This window comes from Ruegeria sp. J8, from assembly GCF_056531925.1.
Map to the genome: position 1 here is coordinate 1 of NZ_JBQFMR010000020.1, position 15,212 is coordinate 15,212.

The 15,212-nt window shown below is 58.0% G+C and carries 19 protein-coding genes; 3 read left to right on the plus strand and 16 right to left on the minus strand.

What is annotated here, in order from left to right; translation table 11 throughout:
* Positions 1 to 505: 505 nt before the first annotated feature.
* The 5 genes from ACR0L1_RS22985 to ACR0L1_RS23005 form a co-directional block, all read right to left on the minus strand.
* The gene (locus tag ACR0L1_RS22985) at positions 506 to 820 is read right to left on the minus strand and encodes a GNAT family N-acetyltransferase (RefSeq protein WP_480860999.1); all 315 of its coding nucleotides are present in this window, start codon (positions 818 to 820) and stop codon (positions 506 to 508) included.
* A gap of 14 nt (positions 821 to 834) precedes the next feature.
* Positions 835 to 1,026 carry a hypothetical protein gene (locus ACR0L1_RS22990; protein ID WP_480860965.1) on the minus strand — a complete coding sequence of 64 codons (192 nt, stop codon included), beginning with the start codon at positions 1,024 to 1,026 and terminating at the stop codon, positions 835 to 837.
* A 113-nt stretch (positions 1,027 to 1,139) separates the two neighbouring features.
* The gene (locus ACR0L1_RS22995; protein WP_480860967.1) at positions 1,140 to 1,646 is read right to left on the minus strand and encodes a GNAT family N-acetyltransferase; all 507 of its coding nucleotides are present in this window, start codon (positions 1,644 to 1,646) and stop codon (positions 1,140 to 1,142) included.
* Between the two features lie 24 nt (positions 1,647 to 1,670).
* The gene (locus ACR0L1_RS23000; protein ID WP_170514305.1) at positions 1,671 to 1,928 is read right to left on the minus strand and encodes a YjhX family toxin; all 258 of its coding nucleotides are present in this window, start codon (positions 1,926 to 1,928) and stop codon (positions 1,671 to 1,673) included.
* A gap of 454 nt (positions 1,929 to 2,382) precedes the next feature.
* Positions 2,383 to 2,733, minus strand: coding sequence for an ArsR/SmtB family transcription factor (locus ACR0L1_RS23005; RefSeq protein WP_007803330.1), 351 nt, complete (start codon positions 2,731 to 2,733; stop codon positions 2,383 to 2,385).
* 63 nt (positions 2,734 to 2,796) lie between these two features.
* Between ACR0L1_RS23005 and ACR0L1_RS23010 the strand changes: the two genes are divergently transcribed.
* A complete protein-coding gene (locus ACR0L1_RS23010) occupies positions 2,797 to 3,648 on the plus strand; it encodes a cation diffusion facilitator family transporter (RefSeq protein ID WP_007803328.1) in 852 nt (283 codons plus the stop codon).
* Positions 3,649 to 3,828: 180 nt separating this feature from the next.
* Here ACR0L1_RS23010 and ACR0L1_RS23015 read toward each other — a convergent pair whose 3' ends face one another.
* Positions 3,829 to 4,764, minus strand: a complete 936-nt coding sequence (locus tag ACR0L1_RS23015; protein WP_480860969.1) for a GlxA family transcriptional regulator — start codon at positions 4,762 to 4,764, stop codon at positions 3,829 to 3,831.
* Between the two features lie 91 nt (positions 4,765 to 4,855).
* Between ACR0L1_RS23015 and ACR0L1_RS23020 the strand changes: the two genes are divergently transcribed.
* A complete protein-coding gene (locus ACR0L1_RS23020; RefSeq protein ID WP_170709384.1) occupies positions 4,856 to 5,644 on the plus strand; it encodes a class II aldolase/adducin family protein in 789 nt (262 codons plus the stop codon).
* Between the two features lie 445 nt (positions 5,645 to 6,089).
* Here ACR0L1_RS23020 and ACR0L1_RS23025 read toward each other — a convergent pair whose 3' ends face one another.
* From ACR0L1_RS23025 to ACR0L1_RS23050, 6 genes are read right to left on the minus strand one after another with little or no spacing between them, the layout of a single operon-like run.
* On the minus strand, positions 6,090 to 6,872 hold the full coding sequence (locus ACR0L1_RS23025) for an SDR family oxidoreductase (protein ID WP_480791307.1): 783 nt from the start codon (positions 6,870 to 6,872) through the stop codon (positions 6,090 to 6,092).
* Between the two features lie 12 nt (positions 6,873 to 6,884).
* A complete protein-coding gene (locus ACR0L1_RS23030; RefSeq protein ID WP_480791308.1) occupies positions 6,885 to 7,433 on the minus strand; it encodes a YceI family protein in 549 nt (182 codons plus the stop codon).
* The gene (locus tag ACR0L1_RS23035) at positions 7,417 to 8,049 is read right to left on the minus strand and encodes a cytochrome b (protein WP_480860970.1); all 633 of its coding nucleotides are present in this window, start codon (positions 8,047 to 8,049) and stop codon (positions 7,417 to 7,419) included. The genes ACR0L1_RS23030 and ACR0L1_RS23035 overlap by 17 nt, the downstream gene beginning before the upstream one ends.
* 1 nt (position 8,050) lies before the next feature.
* Positions 8,051 to 8,734 (minus strand): YceI family protein, encoded by a 684-nt coding sequence (locus ACR0L1_RS23040; RefSeq protein ID WP_480791310.1) that lies wholly within the window; start codon positions 8,732 to 8,734, stop codon positions 8,051 to 8,053.
* Positions 8,731 to 9,408: a glutathione S-transferase family protein gene (locus ACR0L1_RS23045; RefSeq protein WP_480860972.1), complete on the minus strand. Its 678-nt coding sequence runs from the start codon at positions 9,406 to 9,408 to the stop codon at positions 8,731 to 8,733. Before ACR0L1_RS23045 ends, ACR0L1_RS23040 begins: the two co-directional genes overlap by 4 nt.
* Positions 9,401 to 10,039, minus strand: a complete 639-nt coding sequence (locus ACR0L1_RS23050) for an FMN-dependent NADH-azoreductase (protein ID WP_480791312.1) — start codon at positions 10,037 to 10,039, stop codon at positions 9,401 to 9,403. The genes ACR0L1_RS23045 and ACR0L1_RS23050 overlap by 8 nt, the downstream gene beginning before the upstream one ends.
* Before the next feature lie 104 nt (positions 10,040 to 10,143).
* Between ACR0L1_RS23050 and ACR0L1_RS23055 the strand changes: the two genes are divergently transcribed.
* Positions 10,144 to 11,037: a substrate binding domain-containing protein gene (locus ACR0L1_RS23055; RefSeq protein ID WP_480861001.1), complete on the plus strand. Its 894-nt coding sequence runs from the start codon at positions 10,144 to 10,146 to the stop codon at positions 11,035 to 11,037.
* A gap of 328 nt (positions 11,038 to 11,365) precedes the next feature.
* Here ACR0L1_RS23055 and ACR0L1_RS23060 read toward each other — a convergent pair whose 3' ends face one another.
* From ACR0L1_RS23060 to ACR0L1_RS23075, 4 genes are all read right to left on the minus strand, one after another.
* Positions 11,366 to 12,073 carry a DUF899 domain-containing protein gene (locus ACR0L1_RS23060; protein WP_480791314.1) on the minus strand — a complete coding sequence of 236 codons (708 nt, stop codon included), beginning with the start codon at positions 12,071 to 12,073 and terminating at the stop codon, positions 11,366 to 11,368.
* Entirely contained in the window at positions 12,070 to 12,834 is a 765-nt protein-coding gene (locus tag ACR0L1_RS23065; RefSeq protein WP_480791315.1) for a metalloregulator ArsR/SmtB family transcription factor, read from the minus strand. Before ACR0L1_RS23065 ends, ACR0L1_RS23060 begins: the two co-directional genes overlap by 4 nt.
* Complete coding sequence (locus ACR0L1_RS23070; protein WP_480791316.1) at positions 12,831 to 13,250, minus strand: cupin domain-containing protein; 420 nt, start codon at positions 13,248 to 13,250, stop codon at positions 12,831 to 12,833. Before ACR0L1_RS23070 ends, ACR0L1_RS23065 begins: the two co-directional genes overlap by 4 nt.
* Before the next feature lie 1,572 nt (positions 13,251 to 14,822).
* Positions 14,823 to 15,200 carry a hypothetical protein gene (locus ACR0L1_RS23075; RefSeq protein ID WP_480860974.1) on the minus strand — a complete coding sequence of 126 codons (378 nt, stop codon included), beginning with the start codon at positions 15,198 to 15,200 and terminating at the stop codon, positions 14,823 to 14,825.
* Between the last annotated feature and the right edge of the window lie 12 nt (positions 15,201 to 15,212).

Genomic DNA, 15,212 nt, shown 5'->3' on the forward strand with positions numbered 1-15,212 from the left:
GCACCTGTGGATATATTGCAATTAAGGGTACAAAAAAGCCCCAAAAAGCTGTGAATCCGCAAATTCTGATTAATTAGGGTACAGTGACAGCGACGATGGTACTCGAATGTCTCTTGGAGACAGGATCACATCGTTCCTGGTTGAGCACTTGGGTTCGGAGTGAAACACTGCCGCTTCCGAGCGAGGAATCGGGAGCTGTCCAAGTGAGGGCTGTGCCACGGCCATGAGCCATTCGTGCAACACATAGGAAACATCTCAATGCGAACGGCAATTTGCCCGCGTTGCTGTCAATGCGCGACACGGCCAATATACGGATTTTCGCGTCGTCGCTAATTCTAAGAGATAACATCGGACAAGAGGGCTCTCCAGACACCTTCGCCGCGTTCTGCGCCAAAGGCCGGTCTTGGATGGATCGACTTTCACTGCGCGTCGCTTAAACTGGTATGACGCGGACAAACCAGACATTTAACAAACAATGCCAAATGCCTGGTTCTGGGTATTTGCGTCACTCGCGCCCAGACGTGTCCCACCAATGCGGTTGCATAAACTGTGGGATTGCCCTCGTCTTGCCGCTTAGTTTCTCGACCGCTCCAGCCGTCAACTCAAGGGCCATCCACGCTTCATGTGCTGTCAGCAAATCCGGATAGGGCGTCTGTTTGTCAGTCGGGACAAAACCATATCGAGGATAGAAGGTCGGGACGCCCAATACGAACACTGCGTCCGTTCCAATGGACCTTAAGTGTTCGATGCTGGTTTCCATCAACTCTTTGCCTACACCACGGCCTTGATAGTCTGGCGACACGCCGCAAGGCGCAAGCAGGTAGCATTTTGTGTCTAATTGATCCTCGAAAAAAACGGGGTGAACAACACGTTGCCTGCTATCCGACCGTCACGTCTGACACTGATCGAAATCGTTTCTGGGTGATCGAGGAAGTCTTTGGCAAGTTGAGCGGTTTCTTCACCTTCCGCTTCGCCAAACGCCAGTCTGTGGACTTCCAAAATGGCGTCGATTTCTGATTGGTTCATGGTTTAGTCCTATCTTTGGAAAATTTGTCCGCGCACCAAATGCCCCCATAGTCGTGGGCTCATGTTCCAGTGCGCGAAGCAGGGTTGCGTTTTCTGGTTTTCAGAACTCGGCTCTAAACTTGCTCGCTTGGATGACCCCACATGAGCGGCGCAGCATATGGGCCGGTCACGCTGGACGTGCTTTCTCCGATGCCATCCAAAGCCCCCGGTGTCAGTTCGCGCGCAAACCAACACTCAAGCGGAGCCTGCGTTCTAACAGGCGGCAGGACTTTGTGCGGGGTGTTGTATCGGTTCCCATAGTGGAACGGTTCCCCCATCACAAAGATCACATCTGCATCAAGTTGTCGTTCCGCCTCTTCCATCAGGCGCGTGGCATAGCCCATTCTTTGAAACTCGGGCAGCACAGCCAACGGAGCGAGCACAAAGCACTTCAAGTGCGCTGCCCTGTCGATTGCGAGCGGGGTATAGCAAGCATGTGCAACCCCCTCATAAACGATAGAAAAGCTGCCATCTGCGATCAGGTCATCCGCAAAATCGGCATACAGTTTCGCATGTCGCTCATCGTATAAGCCTCCGGCCGCAGCGAAAGCCTCGTATTGGATTTGATGAGGTGTTTTCATAGAAAACTCTCCTTCATGATTTGATTATCGTTGGTTCATTTGCGCGCGAACGGACTGGTTCCCTAAATGGGTGATCCGATAGGGGCGGCCATTTTTTGATTTGATGAAGCGCTTGTCTTTGAGGCGTGTGAATACGTCCATCGTGCATGCGGGGAAGGTGAAGCCGTCGCGTGTATAGCATTCGACGGATCGCACCTTTCCATTGTCGGCGCGCACGTATTGTATCTCACCACCTAAGGCGAGTTCATGCAAAACACGTTGCTCGTGCTTTGAGATGTTCATTGGGATGTCTCGGTTTTATGAAAGTACAGAAACAGGACACTCAGCGTCGCGCGTGAGTGTGCCTATCAATGTTGGTGTTCCTGAATTTACTTCGCCAGGAACGGGCGTTAGGCCCGATTCTCTTTCATAAAATCTCCATAACAAGAGGCGATCTGCCTCTAGCGTGCGACGCACTTAGTCTTCGATCCAAGTATCGTCAATACTTGTGTGCTAAAAATACTACCCGAGCAATGTGGCTAAACCGACATTCGTCGGAGTTTCAGCATTCGGCATGTTGGGCTCTCCAGACACCTTCGCCGAGATCTGCGCCAAGGGCCGGTCTTGGATGGATCGACTTTCACTGCGCGTCGCTTGAACTGGTATGGCGCGGGACAAAGGGTGCATTCGCTGCGGATGCGCAGATGGCTGCTTCAGGTTTGGCGCACCGATAGGACATTGCAGCAGGTCGCGCCGGTTAGTCCGTATAGCTTTGGCAGGCATCAACTCCGTTGGCTGTCGAGGCAAGTAGCTGATCTGCATCACGGATGAGATCGGCGACCCGCCTGTCCGCCAGACGATACCGAACGAAGCGGCCTTTGCTGCGGCGACTGACCAGCCCGCATTCCAGCAGACAGCGCAGATGGTTCGAGACGTTGGGCTGACCCAAACCCGTATGCCCGACGATTTCCTGCACGTTGCGTTCGTCCGACACCAGCGCATCGAGGATCGTCAGACGGCTGGGATCGCTTAGGCCCCGGAAGAGCTTTGCCCGCAGTTCCAGTGTATCGGGTGCCGAAAGATCGTCTTGAATGTTTTGCGCTGTCATATCATTATCCACTGATACGTTAGCAGCGTACCTTTTCGCCCGCCACCACAAAAAGGATCGCACATGAGCCAGCCCGATAACAGCAAGTTGGCGACAGCCTCCTCCCCGATCCGAATGCGGGTGCAAGGCATGGACTGCGCGAAAGATGCCGCCGAGATCGAGCGCGCGGCCCGGTCTGCGGGCGTGGCCGAAGGCGACGTGAAAGTGTCCGCCGCCACCCACATCATGACATTGCGGATCGCGGACGGCGATCTGCCGAAAGTGCGGCCCGCGCTCGACGCGACCGGCTACGGTTTCGAGAAGATCGAGGACGGCGATACATCGTCCGATCCGGCCTACAAGGACCCGAGCTATCGCCGCGCGCTCTGGATCGTGGTCGCGCTCAATCTCGGATACGGCGTGGTCGAAATGTTCGGCGGGTTCCTGTCCGGTTCGCAGGCGCTGAAGGCAGACGCGCTCGATTTTCTGGGCGATGGTGCGATCACGTTTCTGGGCCTGCTCGCCATCGGCTGGAGCCTGACATGGCGGGCGCGGTCGGCGATGATCCAAGGCGTGTTTCTGGGCCTTCTGGGCCTTGGCGTTGTCGGCAGCACGCTCTGGCGTGTCCTCAACCAGACCACGCCAGAAGCCGGGTTGATGGGAGCCTTCGCGGTAGGTGCGCTGATCGTAAACATCCTCGCGGTGCTGCCGCTGCTAAAGCACCGCAAGGGTGATGCCAATATGCGAGCCGTCTGGCTGTTCTCTCGCAACGACGCCATCGGCAACCTCGCCGTGGTCATCGCCGCCGGGCTGGTCGCGTGGCTTGGCAGTGCATGGCCCGACCTGATCGTCGCGTTCGCGATCGCGGGGCTTTTCCTGCATTCGTCGTGGATGATCATCCGCGATGCCCGGAGTGACTTGGTGGAAGCTGACTAACTCCATCATGGTGCGACGCGCCGGACGAAAGCCGACATTCGCGCGCCCCGCAGCATCGGTGAGTCTGGGCTCTCTAGGAGCCTTCGCCGCGCTTTGCAGCAAGGGCAGGTCTGGGGTGGATCGACTTTCGCTGCGCGAGGTGTGAACTGGTAAGACGCGGGACCTAGCCGCCATTTAGGTTTATGATGTCGAGGTCCGGTTGCGTATCCGTTTTGGCGAAAATCCGTAGCGAACACGCATTGCGCGCGAGAAACTCGACAGGGATTCGAAACCGCTGGTCTGCGCGATTTCAGTGAGGGTCAACTGGGAATTGGTGACAAAATGGTACCCGACCTCCAGTCTCCGTGCCTGGTAATAGGTAGACGGGGTCTGATTGTATGCCGCCATACATCGTCCGCGCAGCTGCTTTTCCGATACGCCCAAGCGCCCGCAAATGTCCTTGATCGAAACAGGTTCCGACACGTTTTCGACCATGATCTGATGCATCATCAGCAGCACGGGATCGGCCGTGTTCGGGCTGCGTTGCGGGGTCTCGCTACGTCGGACCTCGCCATGCACCATACCAATCGCCGTCGCCGATGCGAGGTCCCGGTCGATGTCGCGGCCGATCCATGCCAGGATTGCATCTCCTGTTGCCGTGCCACCAGCCGCCGTCAGCCGCCGCCCATCCAGACAGTATATCTGATCGGTGATTTCAATATCGGGCCAGCGTTCGCGAAATGCTGCTTCCGCCTCATAGTGCAGCACGGCCCTTGCACCATCCAGCAGCCCCAGCTCCGCCAGGATGACCGTCCCTGTATCAATGCCTCCGATCACGCTGCGGCTCCGCCTGGCACGCGACGCAAAAGCACGTACCCGCGCCGTGAGATTGTCCAGGGGGTCGTATCCCGCGCAAAGAAGTATGAGATCTGCATCCGGGCCGCCTTTCCAGTCGACCGTGTCCGGGGCGACCAGCGCACCGTTTGACGCCTGCACGGGCAGGTTGGTCGCAGACCGCGTTTGCCAGCGAAACACCTCCCGGCCTGCGCATTTGTTGGCCACGCGCAGTGTTTCGGTGGCCAGAACATAGGCCAGCATCTGGAACTTCGGGAACAATATGAACGTGACATTTGCCATGTTGGGAGCATCATGCACAATTTTGGGCACTTCATGTCAAGTCAAATGGCCAAGATGATCTATCCTCCTGTGAAATATCAGGAGAGACGCCATGAACATCATGACCCCGACCCCCAGCGGCCACAGACCTGCCAATTGCAGCGATGCGGAATGGGAAGCCCGTTGCGAGCTCGCAGCGATCTACAACGCGCTGGTCAAGTACAGGCTGACAGACGTGACCAACCAATGGCATGCGATTCGCGTACCCGGAGAAGACGCCCTGCTGACCCATCACTACGGCTGGATGCACGAGGAAGTCACCGCATCGAACCTGATCAAGGTCGGCTTTGACCGCTCGAACCACAATCCCGAAAACGGCGAGCCGAACCCCTCTGCCACCGAGATCGGAAAGCTGTTCTTTGAATCCCACCCGGACATGAACTGCATCATGCATATCCACACCAAGGCGATCATGGGTGTATCCGCCCAGAAAGAAGGGCTGCAACCCCTCAGCCAGGCCTACCTCATGATCGGTGGCGGTGATGTTCTCGGCTACACCGATTACGAGTTCGAATGTACGGAGGACTTTCTGACGGGCCTTTTGAACGCAGGACGCGGAAAGAAGGCAATCATCGAAGCCTGGCATGGCGCGTTTGTCTTCGGGGCCACCGCCGGCGAAGCCTTCTTCCGGTCCTTCTATCTTGATCAGGCCTGCGCGGTTCAGCTCGAGGTGCAGAAATCAGCGGCCGGCGGCGCGACCATCCGTGCGATCCCCGAACAGGAAATCAAACGCCATCTCGCCGACATGAGCACCAGTGACTGGTACGGGTACGAAGGTGAGCTGGAATGGCTCGCCATCCGCCGCCGCCTGGATGTCGAAGCACCACACTACTGTGGCTGATCTCCAGAAATCGAATCGGTAAGTGTTGCGGAGGGGCCCATGACATGAAGTTGGAGCAAGCACCATTTCCGACATTCATGGGCCGTGCAGCATCGGTCACTCTGGGCTCTGACCGGACATTTTCTGCGCGGTGTACGAACGGCTGGTCATAGAACAGCTGACCTTCGCTGCGCGTCGACCGAATTGGTAAAGAGCGGACAAACCCGTCATCCGATTTTCGCATTTCGCTAGCGCAGCATATCTCCGCGCGGGCGGCATACTTAGTGCTGCAACACAGCACATGCCGCAAGATCAGACGTTCATAGACGCCGCAATCGTCTGACCCGAAATCTTGCTTTTGCTGCTGCTCCGTTCGATCATGAAAGCGCAAACAAAAGCGGCCATGCCTCAGTATCTCGGCGATGACCGCTCTAATGGACACTCACACAAGTGTCTTGGTTGGCCGCTAACCTTCCAAAGGCATCCCGATGGCATCGCGCCCTTCATCGACCTTGAGCGAAAAATCAGTACCCAGCCATTTGTCTGCGCCATCGGTGGTCAGAAACGAGATGGCTTTGGCGACCCAATCGGGTGTGATGTGATTTTCCCACGGGATCTGGCTGACGGCGTTGATGCCTGAAGCGCGGATTTGCTCCTGCATCTCTGTCGCCACTGTCCCCGGCGACAATCCGACGACACGGACGCCTTTGTCGTTTGCCTCCTTATGCGCCACGCCGGTCAGGCGCAGCACGGCGGCCTTGGAGGCGCAGTAGTGCGACCAGCCTTCGAGGAAGGAGTTCGCTGCACCCGAAGAAATATTGATGATCGTGCCGCCGCCGTCTTGCCCTGCCATCACCGGCATCGCGTGACGCAGGCCGAAATAGACGCCCTTGATGTTTACATCCATGATTTTTGACCAGGCGTCTGGATCACTGTCCATGATCCGTGCGATCGGATCGATCAGACCTGCATTGTTCACGAGGATATCGAGGCGGCCAGTGTCATGCACGGCGCTCTGGATCAAAGCCTTCATGGCGTCATTATGTGAGACGTCGGTTGGGTGTGCCGTTGCCGCTCCGCCTGCTGCTTTGATTTCATCCGCGATCGCGGTAATCCGGTCATTCGATCGCGCAGCCAGAACGACATGCGCGCCGAGGCTTGCGAGATAGCGGGCGGTTTCTTCGCCGATGCCGCGCGATGCGCCGGTAATGATGGCGGTCTTGCCGCTCAGGTCGGGTGTGATGGTCATGGTGTATCCTTTTCAATCAGCGGCGCAGTGCGCCAGAAGTGTTGCAGTGATCGATACATCGGGCGCAACCGCGTTCTGTCCGACGCCAATGTCATGGGATGTGCGGTCGATGCTGCTGCTGAGGTCCGCGCGCGCGATGCAGTTCTCCACCGACAGCGTGCCGGTAAGCGTCAGCGGCATATCGATGCCTTTGAGGGTCAAGGTGCCCGGAACAGTCAAAGTCCCATCCGATTCCAGTTCGAATGTGGTTGAGGTGAAACGAGCCGTCTGGTGGTCCGCCGCACCCAACCATGCCGCGTCGGCAATGGCCTGCGCGCGATCATCGTCGATGCGAACGCTTGCGATATCAATCGACACCACGACCGTAGCAATCTCAGGCGCTGTGGGATCAAATGTGATGTCGGCATCCCATTGCCCAAATACTCCAACCGCTTCGGTGCCGCCGATTTCTACGGCGAAGGACAGAGCGCTTTGGTCATGATCTACTGTCCACGTCATCTCTGCCGCGGCGGCAATCGTGAGGCAGGACAGCGCGATTGCAAGGCTAAGACTTTTCAACATGGTCGGTCCTCCGGTTGGTCTGCTTCACAAGGGGCAGCATTTCGGACAGGATGTTATCCCGGTCGATAAAATGGTGCTTTAAGGCAGCCGCCGTATGCAGTCCGGCCAAGCCGGTCAGGGCCCACGCCCCTGCCCAATGCAGCGTGGCAAACAGCGCCTCTCGCGTGGCATCCGGCCCGATTAGATGGGGCAGTTCAAAGAGGCCGAAGACGACGGTCGGCAAGCCAAGTGTGGAGGAAGATGTCAGCAACCAACCCGTGATCGGCATGGACAGCATCAGTGCATTAAGCCCGATCTGGGCCGCGCGGGCCGCGCGTCGTTCCATAAGCGGCATATGCGCAGGCAATTCTGGTGTGTGGACCACTGCCCGCGCAAGAAAGCGCAGCAATACGGCCAAGAACAACACGACGCCCACGGATTTATGGAGCTGGAAGGCATCGAACACAGGCAGACCCAGCACCGTGACCGAGAAATCGCCGGTGGCCTCTGCGTGATGGGCGGCCCGCGTAATGGCGAATCCACCCAACAGCATGAGCGCGAGCGCTGCCGCCATCACCCAATGGATCAGGACGATGGCAACAGGCCACTGCGCCGCGGATGATTGGCGCGAAGACACCTCAGCCCTCGTTCGGGCCGGTGAAGCCTTCGACATAGCCCCAGTTGCAGGGCACGTTCGTCGCCCGCGCGGCCTCGGGCAGCGATCCGCAATCGACAAGGTCGATATGGATATCGAGGTCGATCACCGTCCCGATGGGCGATCCGGGAAAGGCGATGAAATCCATGCCCAGGGCCGTCCGGTCCACGGACCCGGTCGCCTCGAACGACGCGGTGCGGATCTCATCGTAGTTGGGAATGAAATCGGGGTAGGCGCGGTCCGCGATCAGCGTGAAGTCCAGATCAACCGGTGCAGAATTGCCCAGAAGCGTGACAGTGCCTGTCATGGTGCCTTCGGTGTCGGAGGTCATGGTAATGGCCTCGGACGTGAAGGTGACAACCGGGAAGGAGGCAACGTTCAGCAGTTCCGCGTTGCGGATATGGTTGTCGCGCCCGATGTGGTTGGAATTGACCGAGGCCGCGTCCACGGTGATCGCAATGGCGGAGTTTTCCGGGTTTTCTTCGTCGATGAGGAACGTGCCTTCGAACGTATCGAACCGGCCTGCGGTGCGGGCGAGGTCCATATGGTCGATTTCCCACCCGAGATGGGCGTGGCCCAAGTCAAGCGTCCATTCGGTTTGCTCGGCCACGGCGGGGAGGGCCATGAGAGCCAGCGTGCTGATCAGGGCAAGGGATTTAAGGGTCATGTCTTGGGTCCTTTTTGAGGTTGGCTTGGCGAGGTTCGCCAATGGGGTGGATAGGTGTCTGCGACACCGGGAAGCGTGGCCATGCGGTCCAGCCACGCCTCAAGCGGCGGACGGGAAGACGTCAGGGTCCCGCAAATCGGGGGCGGATTGTCCGCCAGCGCCACTCCGCGCGCGATCCAGTGCAGCGCGGGGTAAAGCCAGATGTCGGAGGCCATCGGGGATGCGCCCCCGAGGAAGGGTTGCATGGCGAGTGTTTCGGCATAGACATCACAGGCGGCGGCGAGCGTTTTCAGATTGGCCTCATCGTGGGTGGTGCCGCGCAGCAGGGCGCGGGCGGTTCCGGTGACGGCAAGACGCAGATCACCCTCCATCACCATGACGTCCTGCCAGACCCGCGCTGCGGCTGCGATGTCGCCACCCCAAATCGGACGGTCGGGAAAAGCTCGATCCAACCACGCCAGAATTGCGATGCTTTCGCGCAAAGTGACATCGCCCGCGACGAGCGTCGGCACCTGCCCCGTCGGATTGATCTTGAGATAAGCGGCGGTGCGATTTTCCCCCGCGCCATGATCGAGGCGGTGGCTGTCAAACGCGATCCCCTTGAGCGTCAGGGCCAGCATGACCCGCCAGGCGGGCGGACTTCCGGAGATCCAGTAAAGCGTTGGCTTATCCATGCGCCTGGCCCCCGAAATGCGCATCGATTGCGGCGTGGGTGCAGGCGTGTTCGGCGGCGACGGTCTCGGGATCGGCAGTTGTCGCCTCGATCACGAAATCCGTGACCGAAGTCAGCCCGATGAAATTGAGCAGCATCGACAGGTAGGGGCGCATGAAATCGTAGCTTTCCAGCGCACCACCGGCCCCGTAGCCGCCCGCACCATAGGCGTAGACGACATAAACGGGACGATCGGCCAAAATGGGGCGGAAGCTGCCGTTCTCATGGGAGAACGTTCGCCCCATCCGCGTGATGTGGTCGATCCAGGCCTTCAGCGCTGAGGGGACGGAAAAGTTATAGATCGGAACGGACAGGACCACTGCGTCAGCGGAGGCAAGCTCCTCGATCAGCGCGTCCGACAGCGCCGTCGCATCGCGCAGAGTGTCGGTCATCCGGTCTTCGGGCGTATAGAACCCGTTGATTGTGTCGTTGGAGATATGAGGCAAAGGCGTCGCGATCAGATCGCGGTCGATCACCTGCGCGTCTGGGTGTTGGACTTGAAGATGCGAAATCACGTGGTCTGCAACGCGGCGACTGTGGGAGCCTTCGGCCACGTTGCGAGAGGAACTTTCGATACGGAGGATGCGGGTCATAGAATTCGCTTTCTGTTGGTTGACCCTGATATCGTCGATGCAATGATTGCGAAAAAGGCGATACTCTGCCAATCTGTCGTGCATGATTTGCATGAATGGCTGATATGGACGACGATCTTCTCAGGACGACGCTGCGGGTGGCGCGCGCAGGCTCCTTCGCCGCCGCCGCGCGCGAAACCGGAGTTGATCCATCGTCTGTGTCGCGGCACGTTGCGGCATTAGAAGAAGCGGTAAACATCCGCATCTTCGATCGCACCACACGGCGGCTTGATCTGACAGAGGCCGGTCGCCTGTATCTGGACCGCGCCGCCCCCGCCCTCGATGCCTTGGACGAGGCAGCAGACGTGGCACGCGACGTAATGACAGAACCCTCCGGCACCCTGCGGGTCACAACGTCCGTGGCCTTCGGCGAACGCTGGCTGGTGCCGCGCCTTGCCGCCTTTCGAAGCGCCTTTCCCCGGATCGACCTTGATCTCATTCTGACCGACGCAATGACGGACCTGGCCCAAGACGGTATTGACGTGGCCCTCCGCCTCGGGCCACGCCCGGAAACAGGGAGCATGGTCGCGGCCAAGCTGTTCGACACACCCTACCGCGTCGTCGCGTCCCCCGACTATCTTGCGCGGCGCGGGCATCCACATACCCCGCAAGAGCTGGCGGAGCACGATGGGCTGCTGTTTCGGTTGCCCGCCTTTCAATCGCCGTGGCAATTCACCAGCACGGAAGGCGGCAGAGGCGTCGAGGCTCGCCCGAAGCCTGCATTGACAATCTCCAACGCGCTAGCGCTGCGCCGTGCAGCCCTCAGCGGCATGGGAGTGGCATTATTGGCAGATTGGACGATCTGCTCAGACCTTGAAGAAGGCACGTTGCTGGACCTGTTCCCGCAACTCCAGGCCAGTGCCGGAGGCTTCGACAGTGCGGCGTGGTTTGTCTATCTCTCGCGGTCCTATGTGCCAGCACGACTGCGTGTGTTCATCGACCATCTGAGAGAGCGATAATCCGGCAGTTGCGCGAATGCTTGGCCCCACACCTTTGTTTTCCGCGACTTGATCTTTATCTGCTCTCGCCAAGCTACATTTGTCATCAACGACCGCTTATGCCGCCGCAGGGCAGCGCACGTATCGAAGCATCTGTAGAGATTTTCATGCTGCGCCCGCATGCAGCACGAAATATGAATTCACAGGTTGGGCTCACAGCGGACTTGCGGCAGCGCGGCGCGGGCAACCTGGGGTTAGATGACTGCAAAGCGGGACAAAGCCGACAATAAGAGCGCGTGCTCGAATGACCGCTGTTGGCGAACTGCCATTCGAGCCCTCGCTTGTAAAGTCAGTACCGGTCGCGCCGTTCAACCCAGCTCATTGTGTACCCCAATCCCTCTTCGGCCCGACCCGAGGGTGTGTGATCGAGCAGGTTGTATGTGGTGTTGAGGATATCCAGTCCCCGAGCATAGGTTGAATAGGAGTGGGCGACACCACCATCTGGCAGGCGGCAGAACACGCTGAGGCCAGGGCATTCCTCGCCATAGGGCCTCATCGTGTAGTTATAGGCGTCATCACTTGCTGCGCCATCAGGGAACGTCACACCAAAGTCCTTGCTGAAGGAGTTTCCCTGTACCGACACCCAGCCAAACGACCAACCCATACGCCGTTTGTAAGCGTCAATACGGTCGAAGCCAGCATTTGATGCACAGCAAAACGCAGTATCGCGGGCCGCGAGGTGTTCTTGGGCCTTGTCGAAGCTGTCGGCGAAGAACGAGCAGCTTTTGCATCCCTCCTCCCAATCCGGGCCGAACATGAAATGATAGACCAGGAGTTGGGAATGAGGGCCGAAGAGCTCTGCAAGCGACCGTTGCCCTTGGGCGGTGGCAAACGTGTACTCGGTCTCAACGCGTACCCAAGGCAGCGCGCGCCGAGCGGCCGAAAGATTATCTCGTTTCCGACTAAATTCCTTTTCAAGCTTCAAGAGCGCCAAGCGCTGGTCAAGCCAGTTGGATCGATCCGTCAGCACCGGCTGCGAAGAGGTTTGCCCGGTCACTCTCCGTCTCCTGTCGCCTCGACTGCCTTGCGCAGACGATCAATATGGGCATCCCAACCATGATCGAGAGCAGACAGAAGTTGCCCGGCGGCCTGTCCCGCGGCTTCGGCGATACCGTCGTGTCTGAGGCTTAGTTTTGTGCCACCGGCAAGTGGCTCCAGCGTCCAGGTCAACGTCGTCTCGCCGCCGTCGAAATAGGGAATTTCAAATGTGCAGACCAGTACGCGCGGCGCATCCGCCCGCAACACCCGGCCCCAGACATGCCGGACCGTTTGGCCGGACTCGTCTTTGTTGACGAGCTCATAAGGTTCACCTTCCGAGAGGTTGGCACGCGCGGGGTGATACCACGTACCGAGCTTGTCCTTGTCGGTGAGATAGCTCCAAACGAGTTCGGGAGGCGCGGGAAAATAAGCGGATTTGGTCAGTGAGTCGGTCATTTTGGTCTTGCCTTCCAATTCAGATTTCAGTGCGGTGTCGAGCGCCGATAGGCGGTCGTCCCAGTAGCGAGAGAAGAAGTCGAACCAGTCGCGGGCATGAAGCATGGCATTCGGCTGCAGATGGTTTATGCGCGTACGCCCCTCGGTCCGCACCGCGATAAGTCCCGCTTCTTCGAGGACTAGGAGGTGCTTCTTCACAGCGCCTCGCGTCATATCAAAATGATCTGTGACCTCGGCGATAGTCATTTCCCGGCTGGCGAGCATCCTGAGGATGTCGCGCCGGGTGGAATCGGCCAGGCCACGGAAGGTCGCCTGCAATGTCATTGCGCGACAACATTAAAGTCGAAAGCGCCGTCCTGATAAAGGAACGCAACGCAGGGAACATCAGAGACACAGGCGCTGACATGGGGCAACCCGGCTGGGATGTGATAGTAGGACCCCGGCCCAAGATGCACAGAATCGCCGCTTTCGCCGCCGCTCGCGGTGTGGATGAACGTGCCTTCCATAACGACACCGAACATATTGGCGGATTTGACATGCGGTGGGCTGGCAAGCCCTGCGGGAAGGCGCACCATCGCCATATAAGGCTCGGCGAATCGATCCCCTTGCAACGCTGCGAACTCAGCGCCTTCGGGTGTTGTGGCCCACGGAAGGCCGTCGCTTGGCAGCGCGACAATTTCGTCTGCGAACACCGGTGTAGACAGGGCGGACGCCGCGATGATGAGAGCGGTTTTTAACATTGTGATCCTCAAAGTGATACCAAAAGGTGCCACTTTAAATAACACCAATTGGTGTCATGTCAATAGTCATTCCCAATAGCGCAGCGTTCGGATTTCTGGAGAGTGTTCGCGGATGTGGAGGAAGCAGCTCTCCGCGCGCACGATAGTTTATGAACCAGGATACATTCAGTGGCAGGCAAGAACGGGCTACAAAATGATAGTCAAAGCGGTCGCTTAGCAGAATCGCAGCATCCGTTAGATGGGCTCTTCAGCCTCCTTCGCCGCGTATTCTACGAACGACGGCTCCCAGAAACGGCGCCGTTCGCTGCGTCGCGCAAGAACTGGTAAGGCGCGGACAATGCGGACTGTGGGTTTTCGGCCTTCGCTAACGCAGCACAACCTCGTAACCGCAGCGATTTTTCTGTTGCGATGCAGCGCATGTCGTTAAAGCGGTCGTTCACCAGAGCCGATTAGGTTTAAACCCAAACATCGCTTTCTCTGCTGGCATTGCGGACCTTCGCGACGCAGGACGAAGTTGCCGATTACCAGCGCAGAAAAATGCCTGTAATGCGCGAAAAAGTCCGGAACTAAATTACTTAAAGTTGGCGCGATACAACTCACACTTGGTCTTCAGCCTGAAAATTGATAGCCATCTGAGATACTATGGCATGCAACTGAGCACTATCAGAACGAGGGCGATCTCCCCATTTTTTATCATATGAATGCTCAGTTGCGGTAGCACCACAATAGCGTTTGACCTTTGACACTTGGCCAGTTTTATTAGAGCAATGAATTTGTTTTCGGCGTTATGGATTGCAGTGTTGGCGAGTGTTTTCTCCGCGGGAACCGCAGCAACCGAGACTGTGCACTTCTCGGGATTGTATGTGCCCCAAGGACTGTCGTGTGAAGATGGTGCTCAGATTTCTGCAGAGTACGGAGACCTTCGCGCGGGGTATGTCATATATGATGACGAGGGCCGGAAATCGGATGACGGCGACTGCAGCTACGCACAAGTGCAGGCGCTTCGAGGCACGGCGATGCAGATTGTCGACCTGTCCTGTTCCTACGACGGTCAATCATATGGCTATCGCCAGCTCTTGACGCCGCTCGAAGGCAATAGAATGCTGGTCGTCAATTCGAATGATGGAACAACGTCACGGTTTCAGATTTACACTTACTGCTCTTGGGTGCCCGAAAACTGATCCAAAAATCTTCGGCAGCGCGAAGAACGGCTGCGTCCGGAAGGCGGGGATCCCGGTTGTTCCCGGCATACCAGCGCAGGGCCGTCAAGACGCTGGCCAGAGCAGGTTCAGAACAAGAATTACAATTGAAAAAGCGATTGCCAGAAGCAAGCGTTGTCTGCCCTTGGTCTTGCCTTCGAGGACACCGGAAAACTGCATGGCCCAGTAAGTCGCGTACAAGAGCGCGCCGGATGCAATTGCGTGTGCGAAGTCATATGTCATGGGTCAAGGTCTTTCATGGTGAGGATAGCGCGGCGTCTGAGCTTCGGAACCGCAGTAGGAGGTGGGGTTGCTGCCGAATTAGGGTTAGTTTCGTCCTTCATTCTGGTCGGCACAAGGGAGCCGAGTATGCCTAGCGGCAGATCGGGCCACCATTGCGAATGCCTTCGACGATCCAGCGGTTTCCCTGCGGCGCAGCGATCAAAGTGTAGAGACACCGTTGCGTGTAAGGAACGTAGGTGGTCGTGGTGGCATTAGCCGTCGTCGATCCGGCCACGGCGCTTTCCACATTCGTGGTTGTGTTTGATACGACCGGGCGCGTACCCGTGTATTCAACATTCCACTGATACGCGCGCCGGCCATCCGACAATTGTTCAACGTTAGCTGGCGGGCCCTGATCGAGCACGACAGATTGAACGTCTTGGCCTGCGTATCCTTGCCAGACCGGGTCTGCACAACCGGCAAGCAGTGTGGCGACAGATGCAAGCAACGCAGTGGTGAATTTGTTCATGCGAGACCTTTC

What these genes read in the sequence shown, in the direction of transcription:
- ACR0L1_RS22990 (WP_480860965.1), bottom strand. Translation starts at nt 1,026, where the DNA reads ATGAACCAATCAGAAATCGACGCCATTTTGGAAGTCCACAGACTGGCG.
- ACR0L1_RS22995 (WP_480860967.1), bottom strand. Translation starts at nt 1,646, where the DNA reads ATGAAAACACCTCATCAAATCCAATACGAGGCTTTCGCTGCGGCCGGA.
- ACR0L1_RS23000 (WP_170514305.1), bottom strand. Translation starts at nt 1,928, where the DNA reads ATGAACATCTCAAAGCACGAGCAACGTGTTTTGCATGAACTCGCCTTA.
- ACR0L1_RS23005 (WP_007803330.1), bottom strand. Translation starts at nt 2,733, where the DNA reads ATGACAGCGCAAAACATTCAAGACGATCTTTCGGCACCCGATACACTG.
- ACR0L1_RS23010 (WP_007803328.1), top strand. Translation starts at nt 2,797, where the DNA reads ATGAGCCAGCCCGATAACAGCAAGTTGGCGACAGCCTCCTCCCCGATC.
- ACR0L1_RS23015 (WP_480860969.1), bottom strand. Translation starts at nt 4,764, where the DNA reads ATGGCAAATGTCACGTTCATATTGTTCCCGAAGTTCCAGATGCTGGCC.
- ACR0L1_RS23020 (WP_170709384.1), top strand. Translation starts at nt 4,856, where the DNA reads ATGAACATCATGACCCCGACCCCCAGCGGCCACAGACCTGCCAATTGC.
- ACR0L1_RS23025 (WP_480791307.1), bottom strand. Translation starts at nt 6,872, where the DNA reads ATGACCATCACACCCGACCTGAGCGGCAAGACCGCCATCATTACCGGC.
- ACR0L1_RS23030 (WP_480791308.1), bottom strand. Translation starts at nt 7,433, where the DNA reads ATGTTGAAAAGTCTTAGCCTTGCAATCGCGCTGTCCTGCCTCACGATT.
- ACR0L1_RS23040 (WP_480791310.1), bottom strand. Translation starts at nt 8,734, where the DNA reads ATGACCCTTAAATCCCTTGCCCTGATCAGCACGCTGGCTCTCATGGCC.
- ACR0L1_RS23045 (WP_480860972.1), bottom strand. Translation starts at nt 9,408, where the DNA reads ATGGATAAGCCAACGCTTTACTGGATCTCCGGAAGTCCGCCCGCCTGG.
- ACR0L1_RS23050 (WP_480791312.1), bottom strand. Translation starts at nt 10,039, where the DNA reads ATGACCCGCATCCTCCGTATCGAAAGTTCCTCTCGCAACGTGGCCGAA.
- ACR0L1_RS23055 (WP_480861001.1), top strand. Translation starts at nt 10,144, where the DNA reads ATGGACGACGATCTTCTCAGGACGACGCTGCGGGTGGCGCGCGCAGGC.
- ACR0L1_RS23065 (WP_480791315.1), bottom strand. Translation starts at nt 12,834, where the DNA reads ATGACATTGCAGGCGACCTTCCGTGGCCTGGCCGATTCCACCCGGCGC.
- ACR0L1_RS23070 (WP_480791316.1), bottom strand. Translation starts at nt 13,250, where the DNA reads ATGTTAAAAACCGCTCTCATCATCGCGGCGTCCGCCCTGTCTACACCG.
- ACR0L1_RS23075 (WP_480860974.1), bottom strand. Translation starts at nt 15,200, where the DNA reads ATGAACAAATTCACCACTGCGTTGCTTGCATCTGTCGCCACACTGCTT.